This is a genomic window from Mycolicibacter senuensis, assembly GCF_003284925.1.
Taxonomy (GTDB): Bacteria; Actinomycetota; Actinomycetes; order Mycobacteriales; family Mycobacteriaceae; genus Mycobacterium; species Mycobacterium algericum_A.
On record NZ_QMEX01000148.1, the window covers coordinates 1 to 8,338 of the forward strand.

The 8,338-nt window shown below is 69.2% G+C and carries 9 protein-coding genes and 2 pseudogenes; 2 read left to right on the forward strand and 9 right to left on the reverse strand.

Going from position 1 to position 8,338, the window contains the following annotated elements; genetic code table 11:
- The 7 genes and pseudogenes from DQP56_RS25390 to DQP56_RS20630 all read right to left on the reverse strand — a co-directional run.
- Positions 1-166, reverse strand: a pseudogene (locus DQP56_RS25390) (exopolyphosphatase); the annotation flags it as partial.
- On the reverse strand, positions 167-1,291 hold the full coding sequence (locus DQP56_RS20605) for a glycosyltransferase family 4 protein (protein WP_112688616.1): 1,125 nt from the start codon (positions 1,289-1,291) through the stop codon (positions 167-169).
- Positions 1,291-2,214, reverse strand: coding sequence for a phosphatidylinositol mannoside acyltransferase (locus DQP56_RS20610; RefSeq protein ID WP_234825755.1), 924 nt, complete (start codon positions 2,212-2,214; stop codon positions 1,291-1,293). The genes DQP56_RS20605 and DQP56_RS20610 overlap by 1 nt, the downstream gene beginning before the upstream one ends.
- Before the next feature lie 17 nt (positions 2,215-2,231).
- Positions 2,232-2,894 carry a phosphatidylinositol phosphate synthase gene (gene pgsA / locus DQP56_RS20615; protein ID WP_112688620.1) on the reverse strand — a complete coding sequence of 221 codons (663 nt, stop codon included), beginning with the start codon at positions 2,892-2,894 and terminating at the stop codon, positions 2,232-2,234.
- Positions 2,891-3,463 (reverse strand): ATP adenylyltransferase, encoded by a 573-nt coding sequence (locus DQP56_RS20620; protein WP_112688622.1) that lies wholly within the window; start codon positions 3,461-3,463, stop codon positions 2,891-2,893. Before DQP56_RS20620 ends, pgsA begins: the two co-directional genes overlap by 4 nt.
- On the reverse strand, positions 3,460-5,508 hold the full coding sequence (gene thrS / locus DQP56_RS20625; RefSeq protein ID WP_112688624.1) for a threonine--tRNA ligase: 2,049 nt from the start codon (positions 5,506-5,508) through the stop codon (positions 3,460-3,462). The genes DQP56_RS20620 and thrS overlap by 4 nt, the downstream gene beginning before the upstream one ends.
- A 91-nt stretch (positions 5,509-5,599) precedes the next feature.
- Positions 5,600-6,214: a PaaI family thioesterase gene (locus DQP56_RS20630; RefSeq protein ID WP_112688626.1), complete on the reverse strand. Its 615-nt coding sequence runs from the start codon at positions 6,212-6,214 to the stop codon at positions 5,600-5,602.
- 65 nt (positions 6,215-6,279) lie between these two features.
- Here DQP56_RS20630 and DQP56_RS20635 point away from each other — a divergent pair, with 65 nt between their 5' ends.
- On the forward strand, positions 6,280-6,777 hold the full coding sequence (locus DQP56_RS20635; protein ID WP_112688628.1) for a DUF1990 domain-containing protein: 498 nt from the start codon (positions 6,280-6,282) through the stop codon (positions 6,775-6,777).
- A gap of 72 nt (positions 6,778-6,849) precedes the next feature.
- Here DQP56_RS20635 and DQP56_RS20640 read toward each other — a convergent pair whose 3' ends face one another.
- Positions 6,850-7,302, reverse strand: a complete 453-nt coding sequence (locus DQP56_RS20640) for an Rv2617c family stress response/phage resistance protein (RefSeq protein WP_112688632.1) — start codon at positions 7,300-7,302, stop codon at positions 6,850-6,852.
- A gap of 94 nt (positions 7,303-7,396) precedes the next feature.
- Between DQP56_RS20640 and DQP56_RS20645 the strand changes: the two genes are divergently transcribed.
- Positions 7,397-8,110 carry a helix-turn-helix transcriptional regulator gene (locus tag DQP56_RS20645; protein ID WP_112688630.1) on the forward strand — a complete coding sequence of 238 codons (714 nt, stop codon included), beginning with the start codon at positions 7,397-7,399 and terminating at the stop codon, positions 8,108-8,110.
- On the opposite strand, the pseudogene DQP56_RS20650 reads toward DQP56_RS20645, so the two are convergent.
- A pseudogene (locus DQP56_RS20650) lies at positions 8,107-8,338 on the reverse strand (nitronate monooxygenase); the annotation flags it as partial. The gene DQP56_RS20645 and the pseudogene DQP56_RS20650 overlap by 4 nt on opposite strands.

The following is an 8,338-nucleotide window of genomic DNA, read 5'->3' on the forward strand; positions in this document are numbered from 1 at the left end:
CCACGGCACGGCGCGCCAGGGCCGCGTCCAGTGCCTGCCAGGACAGGTCGCACCGTACGTGCAGCCGGTTGAGCCGGCTGGCGGTCTGGTAGGCCCAGCCCACCGTGGCGGCCAGCAGCGCCACGGCGACCAGCACCAGCACGGTAGCCAGGATCGTCGGGCCCATCTACTCGCCCACCGAGACCTTGCGGCCGACGCCGGCGACCGTCTCATAGACCCGGATGATCTGATCGGCCACCACCGACCAGTCGAAGCGCCGTACCGCCTCACTGCCCGCTGCCACATACGACGCCCGCAGCGCGTCGTCGTCGAGCACCTCGATCAGGGCCGCGGCCAGCGCCGCGTGGTCGTCGACCGGCACCAGCCGGCCCGCCTGTCCGTCGCGCAGCACCCGGCGGAAGGCATCCAGGTCGCTGGCCACCACCGCCGCGCCGGCGGCCATCGCCTCGGCCAGCACGATGCCGAAGCTCTCCCCGCCGGTGTTCGGTGCGCAGTAAACGTCGGCGCTGCGCAGCGCCGATGCCTTCTCGGCGTCATCGACTTGACCCAGGAACCGCAGATGTTTCGCCAATGTGCCCGCATTGCTGCGCAATTCGGCCTCGTCCCCGCGGCCGACGATCAGCAACTCGACGTCGGCGAATTTCTCGACCAGCGCCGGCAGCGCCGCCAGCAGCACCGCCATTCCCTTGCGGGGTTCGTCGTAGCGGCCGAGGAACAACACCGTACGGCCGGTTCGGGGATAGCCGGGCAGCGGCTGCGCCGTGGCGAACGCGGCCACGTCGACCCCGTTGGGGATCTCGACCGCGTCGGATCCGAGCGCCTCCATCTGCCAGCGGCGCGCCAGGTCCGAGACCGCGATGCGGCCGATGATCTTCTCGTGCATCGGCCGCAGCAGGCCCTGGGCCACGCTCAACGTCAACGACTTGGTCGTGGAGGTGTGAAAGGTGGCCACGATCGGGCCCTCGGCGACGTTCAACGCCAGCATCGACAGGCTGGGGGCATTCGGCTCGTGCAGGTGCAACACGTCGAAATCGCCCCGCATGAGCCACTTCTTGACCTTGCGGTGCGCGGCCGGGCTGAACTGCAGCCGGGCCACCGAGCCGTTGTAGGGGATCCCGACGGCCTTGCCGGCCGAGACGACGTAGTCGGGCAGCTCCACATGCGGTGAGGCCGGCGCCAGCACACTGACCTCATGCCCGCGGCCCCGCAGCACCTCGGCCAACTGCAGCACATGGGCCTGCACCCCGCCCGGCACGTCGAACGAGTAGGGGCAGACCATGCCGATCCGCATCAGCTCTCCCCCAGGTGCGCCCGTCGCGATTCAGGCAGATCGATCACCCACTGCGGCTGCATCATGTGCCAGTCCTGCGGGTATGCGGCGATGCCCTCGGCGAACTTGTCGGCCAGCGCCTGGGTGATCACCCCGACGTCACCGCTGCCGCACTCCAGCGGCGGATGAATCCGGATCCCCCAGCCCGCGCCGTCGAACCAGCAGTGCGCCGGCAGCAGGGCCGCATCGGTTGCAACAGCGAGTTTGGCCGGCCCGGCCGGCATCCGGGTGGTCTCACCGAAGAACTCGACCGCCACCCCGTTGCGGGTCAAGTCGCGATCGGCCATCAGGCAGACCAGTCCATTGGCACTCAGACGGTCGGCCAGTACCTCGAACGGCGGGCGTTCGCCGCCGGACAGTGGCAGCACCTCGAAACCCAGGCTTTCCCGGAAGTCGAGGAAGCGCCGGTAGAGCGACTCGGGTTTGAGGCGCTCGGCGACGGTGGTGAACCCGCCGTGGGTCTGGGCGAGCCAGACCCCGGCCATGTCCCAGTTGCCGCTGTGCGGCAACGCCAGCACCGCGCCACGCCCGGCCCGCAATGCGGCTTCGATGTGCTGCTGGCCCTGCACCGAATCGTGCAGCCGGCGTGCCAGCTCGGCGTGGTCCATGGTGGGCAGCCGAAACGCCTCGCGCCAGTACCGGGCGTACGACGCCAGCGAAGCCCGCATCAGCCCCGACGGCACCTCAGCCGGCGCCACGCCCAGCACCCGGGCCAGGTTCTTGCGCAGCTGCTCGGGTCCCCCGCCGCGGGCCGCGAACAAGGCGCCGGCGTCGAATGCGTTGCGGGCGACGAATTCCGGCAACGCGCGCACCATCATCCAGCCTGCGGCGAACCCGGCATCGGTGGCCCAGGCGTCCAGTTGGCTCAGCCCGGGAACTCGCAGACCGCTCGGGATGAAGGTCACGATCCGGCGGTTCCCTCGCCGTCGGCTTCCGGCCGGGGCTCCACCGCGCCCGGTGAGGTGCGCACGGTGTGCAGCCGCTGCGCGCAGGTGATCAGACTGGCCACCGCCAGCAGCCACATCGCCACATGCAGCGCCCACGGCAGCGGGTACACCGGCAGATCGGACAGGCCGGCACCCACCAGCACGATGATCAACCGTTCCGGGCGTTCGATGTAACCGCCGTCGCCGCGCAGCCCGCTGGCTTCGGCACGCGCCTTGATGTAGGAGATCACCTGCGAGGTCACCAGGCAGATCAACGTGGCGACCACCAGCGGGGCGCTGTCGAGACCGAACGCCGCCCACCACGCCAGCCCGCAGAACACCGCACCGTCACTGATCCGGTCGCAGGTGGCGTCCAGGACCGCGCCGAACGCACTGCCGCCGCCGCGCAGCCGGGCCATCGCCCCGTCGAGCATGTCGAAGTGCACGAAGAACCAGACCACCAGCGTGCCGGCGAACAATTGGCCGGTGGGGAACAGTGTCAGTGCGGCCAGCACCGCACCGGCGGTGCCCATGATCGTGACGACGTCGGCGGTGAGCCCGGCCCGCAGGAAGGCCCGTGCCACCGGCGTGGTGATACCGGCGAACCTCGCCCGCGACAGGAACGGCAGCCTGCTCATGGCTGTCGCGCCCACTCGTCGGCGAGCAGCCGGCGAGTGTCACGCAGCAACTGCGGGATCACTTTGGAGCCGCCGACGATGGTGATGAAGTTCGCGTCGCCGCCCCAGCGGGGCACCACGTGCACGTGCAGATGCTCGGCCAGCGAACCACCGGCCGACTCGCCCAGGTTCAGGCCGACGTTGAACCCGTGCGGACGCGACACCGCCTTGATCACCCGGATGGCCTTCTGGATGAACGTCATCAGTTCGGCGGCCTCGGGTTCGGTGAGGTCTTCGAATTCCGAGAACCGCCGGTAGGGCACCACCATCAGGTGGCCCGGGTTGTACGGGTAGAGGTTAAGCACCGCATAGACGTTCTCGCCGCGCGCCACCACCAGTCCGTCCTCATCGGACATATTCGGGATGTCGGTGAACGGCCTGGTGGACCGTGCCGACCCGGACGCCGCACGTTTGAGCGGCGCCTCGGCCAGATAGGTCATCCGGTAGGGGGTCCACAGCCGTTCCAACCGGTCGGGGTCACCGGCGCCGGTGTCGACGATCCCGTCCTCACCGCCCTGGTCGCCGGTCATGTCGCTTCGCCCGCCTTCAGGCCCGTCTTGACCGTCTCCGCGGTCGGCGCGGTGTTGTCCCGCGCGGCGATCCAGCCGGCGATCGCCGCGACCGCGTCATCGCGGGGCACACCGTTGATCTGGGTGCGGTCGCCGAACCGGAAGCTGACCGCCCCGGCGTCGACGTCGCGGTCGCCGGCCAGCAGCATGAACGGCACGTGCGCGTTGGTGTGGTTGACGATCTTCTTGGGCATCCGGTCGTCGCTGGCGTCCACCTCGACCCGTATCCCGTGGCTGCGCAGCTGCGCGGCGATCTCCTCCAGGTATCCCACGTGCTGGTCGGCCACCGGGATGCCGACCACTTGCACCGGCGCCAGCCAGGCCGGGAAGGCTCCGGCATAGTGCTCGGTCAGCACACCGAAGAATCGCTCGATCGAGCCGAACAACGCCCGGTGGATCAGCACCGGACGCTGCCGGGTGCCGTCGGCTGCGGTGTACTCCAACTCGAACCGGTCGGGCATGTTGAAGTCGAGCTGAATGGTCGACATCTGCCAGCTGCGGCCGAGGGCGTCTTTGACCTGCACCGAGATCTTGGGGCCGTAGAACGCCGCGCCGCCCGGGTCGGGCACCAGTGTCAGCCCGGACGCCTCGGCTACCTCACGCAGCGTCTCGGTCGCCTCCTCCCACACCTCGTCGGAGCCGACGTGCTTCTCCGGGTCCTTGGTGGACAGCTCCAGGTAGTAGTCGTCCAGGCCGTAGTCGGCCAGCAGGTCGAGCACGAAGCGCAGCAGCGAGGCCAACTCCTCGCGCATGCTCTCCCGGGTGCAGTAGATGTGTGCGTCGTCCTGGGTCATGCCGCGCACCCGGGTCAGCCCGTGCACCACACCGGAACGTTCGTAGCGGTAGACGCTGCCGAACTCGAAGAGCCGCAACGGAAGTTCCCGATAGGAGCGCCCCCGCGACCGGAAGATCAGGTGGTGCATCGGGCAGTTCATCGGCTTGAGGTAGTAGTCCTGGCCGGGCTTGCGAACGGTGCCGTCCTCGGCGAACTCCGCGTCGATGTGCATCGGCGGGTACATGCCCTCCGAGTACCACTGCAAATGACCGGAGGTCTCGTACAGCGCCGACTTGGTGATGTGCGGGGTGTTGACGAACTGGTAGCCGGCCTCGATGTGCTTGCGCCGCGAGTAGTCCTCCAGCTCACGGCGGATGATCCCGCCCCTGGGATGGAAAACCGGCAGGCCCGAACCGATTTCGTCGGGGAAACTGAACAGGTCCAGCTCGACGCCCAGCTTGCGGTGATCGCGTCGCTGGGCCTCCTCGATCAGCTCGAGGTGACGCTCCAAGGCCTCCTGGGACTCCCACGCGGTGCCGTAGACGCGCTGCAGGCTGGCGTTGTTCTGATCGCCGCGCCAATAGGCGGCCGAGGAGCGGGTGAGTTTGAACGCGGGGATGAAGCGGGTGGTCGGGATGTGCGGGCCGCGGCACAGGTCACCCCAAACCCGTTCCCGGGTACGGGGATTCAGGTTGTCGTAGGCAGTGAGTTCGTCGCCACCCACTTCCATGATGTCGCTGTCGCCGGATTTGTCGTCGACCAGCTCGAGCTTGTAGGGCTCGCCGGCCAACTCGGCGCGGGCGGCCTCTTTGGACTCGTAGACCCGCCGGGCGAACAGCTGACCGTCTTTGATGATCGCCCGCATCCGCTTCTCGAGCTTTTCCAAGTCCTCCGGGGTGAAGGCCTCGGGCACGTCGAAGTCGTAGTAGAAGCCGTCGGTGATCGGCGGGCCGATGCCGAGCTTGGCGCCCGGGAACAAGTCCTGCACGGCCTGGGCCAGCACATGCGCGCAGGAGTGCCGGATGACGCTGCGGCCGTCCTCGGTGTCGGCCGGCACCGGGGTCGCCTCGGCGTCGGCGTCGGGAATCCAGCTCAGGTCGCGCAGCTTGCCCTCGGCGTCGCGCACCACGACGATCGCATCCGGCGCCCCCCGGCTGGGCAGGCCCGCCGCGCGCACCGCATCGGCGGCGGTGGTGCCGGCAGGAACCCGGATCGGTGCGGGCGCGCTCATGGGGTGGTCTCCAAGGGGATGCGAGGTGGTCGAACGTCCGCGACCATGCTATCGGGGCTTTCGTGACCGACCGCTCGGGAGTACGCCGCCGTCACGGTTGGCCGGGCTTGAGCACCACGAACAGCGCCTCGCCGTCGGCCAGCACCGTATCGCCGTCACGCAGCGAGGTCCCGACGAAGATCTTGCGCCCCTCCGTCCGGCTGATCCACGCCTCGACCTGCAGCTCCTTGTCGATCGGGACGATGTTGCGGTAGTTGACATGCAGATAGGCGGTGCGCTGGTAGGGCCCGCCGGTCAGCAGCCACGACGCGGTTCCCAGCACGGAGTCGAACAGCAGGCCGATGGCGCCACCGTGTGCGGCGCCGTTGCGGCCCAGGTGGAAGCGCCGGAATCGGGCCCAGCCGCGCAGCCGGCCGTCCCCGGTCCTGCTGAGCTTCATCGGCACCGCCAGCAGGTTGCCGCGCATCGGCAGATCCAGCCGGCGCCCCGACGGCGAGGACCATTCGTCGCCGTCGAACGGCGCCAACAGGTCGCAGACGTCCTGCAGCGCGTCGGCGGCCCGGCTGAACACCTCGTCCGGGGCGTCGGCGGCTCGGGCGTGGTCCTGCAGCGCACGCATCGTCTCGAGGAACCGGCCGTAGTCCGGCCCGCCCTTCTGGGTCGGTTCGGGCGGGTTGAAACCGCCGCCGGCATGTGTGGCTGTCACGCGTCTATTTAACGTTCAGGTGATTACCGGGTGTACGCCACGCCCGCGATGGCAGGGTTGGTGCGGTGGACTTGAGCAGACTGCGCGACCTACCGCTGACCTACGCCGAGGTGGGCGCCACCGCCGGGGCGCTGCCCGCGGGGTATCAGCATCTGGAACACGCCGCCCCGATCGGCCGCGGCCGGCAGCGGTTCGAGCAGGCGGCCGAGGCGGTGCTGCACTGGGGAATGCAGCGCGGCGCCGGTCTGGGGGTGCGGGCCGACAGCGACGTCGCCACGGTGGGCGCGACAGTGGTGGTGCGGATGGGTTTGCTCAGCGCACCGTGCCGGGTGGTCTACGTGGTGTCCGAGCCCGATCGCCGCGGCTTCGCCTACGGCACCCTGCCGGGACACCCCGAATCCGGTGAGGAGTTGTTCTCGGTGCGCTACGACCCCGCCGACGAGACGGTCCACGCACAGGTGCGGGCGTTCTCCCGGCCTGACACGTGGTGGATCAGGGCAGCCGGACCGGTGGCTTCGGCGGCGCAGCGCGTCATCGCCAGGCGTTATCTGCGGGCGATCTGACGTCCCGATATGGCGCGACCGCGCCGCGGTCCGGTGGGCCGTGGCGCGGCCGCGAGCTGGACTGGGGCGGCGTCAGGTCACACGACGGACATGCACGGCCTGGGCCAGCCGTGCCAGCACCACGGCGGAGACCAGCAGACCGAAGTCCCGCAGCGCGACGTCGTAGTAGCCGGACAAGGTGAGCAGGTCGACGATGATGCCGGCGAGCCACGCCGCCACCACCCAGGCGCCGATCCGCGGCGCGACCGCGACCAGGACCCCGGCGACGATCTCGATGACGCCGATCAGGTACATGGCCTGGTCGCCGTTGCCTGGCAGGATGTCATTGATCCAGCCGGCAAGGTACTTGTCCCAGTGGCTCGGGCCCGCGCCTCCGGGGACGTGCGTCAGCAGATTGAAGAACTTGTCCAGACCGAACAGGATCGGGGCGACCGTGAACAGCGTTCGCAGCAGAAAATACGCCTCGAACACCGGGTCCTTCAACCGCTCCGAAAGGGCAGGTGAGCCCAGATTGGTGGCACTCATGAACATCCTCCTCGCTTCTAAATATCAATATTTTGAACGTTAGAACGACCTGAATCTAACGTCAAGACCTTTCTCCGATAGAAATCTGCTGCCGATGGCCAATCTGGACCGCAACATGACCGGGATCGGTGCCCTCGCGGACCCGGTTCGTCGCGAGCTGTATCGATTCGTCGCCTCCCAAGCCGCCCCGGTCAGCCGTGACGAGGCTGCCGCGGCCACCGGGATTGCCCGCCATCAGGCCAAGTTCCATCTGGACCGACTGGAGGCCGACGGCCTGCTGGTGAGCGACTATGCCCGGTTGACCGGTCGCTCAGGTCCCGGCGCCGGCCGCCCATCGAAGCGCTACCGGCGCTCCCCGAGCGAGATCGCGGTGAGCCTGCCGCCGCGGGAATATGAACTGGCGGGCCGGTTGATGGCCGATGCGATCGCCGAATCCGCCCGTACCGGCACACCGGCAATCCAGGCGCTCGACCGACGGGCCCGGGATTACGGCCGCGAACTCGGGAGGGCTGCCACGGCGGACCGACCACCGGCCGACGCCGCCGCCGCCCTCGAGTTGGCCGCCGATGTGCTCACCGACCACGGCTACGAGCCGCGTGACGACGGCAGCGGCGAGGTGTATTTGGCCAACTGCCCGTTTCACGCACTGGCCCAGTCCCAGACAGAACTGGCCTGCACCATGAATCTCGCGCTGATCAGCGGCGTCGCCGATGCGCTGAGGCCGTACTGCCCGCGGGCCCGCCTGGCGCCCGATCCGTCTCGGTGCTGTGTGGTGCTGACCGCCGGTGAGCGTCCCGCCCCCGGTTAGCCCCAGCGGGCCAACAGTCGCTGCGCCCCGGCGCACAGCTCATCGACGACCACCGCCACCGGACGGCTCGCGCTGAGCAGTCCCACGCCCTGGCCGGCGTCGACCGGAGCGATCCGCTGGTCTTCGGCGGCGATACCGGCCGCCAGCTCCGCGATCGCGTGCTCGTCGCCGGCCAGCGTTGCCTCGCGCCCCGCCCAGCGGCCGGCGAACTCGTTGCGCAACACCCGC

Excerpts from the sequence above, each read along its gene's own strand:
- DQP56_RS20620 (WP_112688622.1), bottom strand. The coding sequence starts at position 3,463 with ATGACCGGCGACCAGGGCGGTGAGGACGGGATCGTCGACACCGGCGCC.
- pgsA (WP_112688620.1), bottom strand. The coding sequence starts at position 2,894 with ATGAGCAGGCTGCCGTTCCTGTCGCGGGCGAGGTTCGCCGGTATCACC.
- DQP56_RS20605 (WP_112688616.1), bottom strand. The coding sequence starts at position 1,291 with ATGCGGATCGGCATGGTCTGCCCCTACTCGTTCGACGTGCCGGGCGGG.
- DQP56_RS20640 (WP_112688632.1), bottom strand. The coding sequence starts at position 7,302 with ATGAGTGCCACCAATCTGGGCTCACCTGCCCTTTCGGAGCGGTTGAAG.
- DQP56_RS20645 (WP_112688630.1), top strand. The coding sequence starts at position 7,397 with ATGGCCAATCTGGACCGCAACATGACCGGGATCGGTGCCCTCGCGGAC.
- thrS (WP_112688624.1), bottom strand. The coding sequence starts at position 5,508 with ATGAGCGCGCCCGCACCGATCCGGGTTCCTGCCGGCACCACCGCCGCC.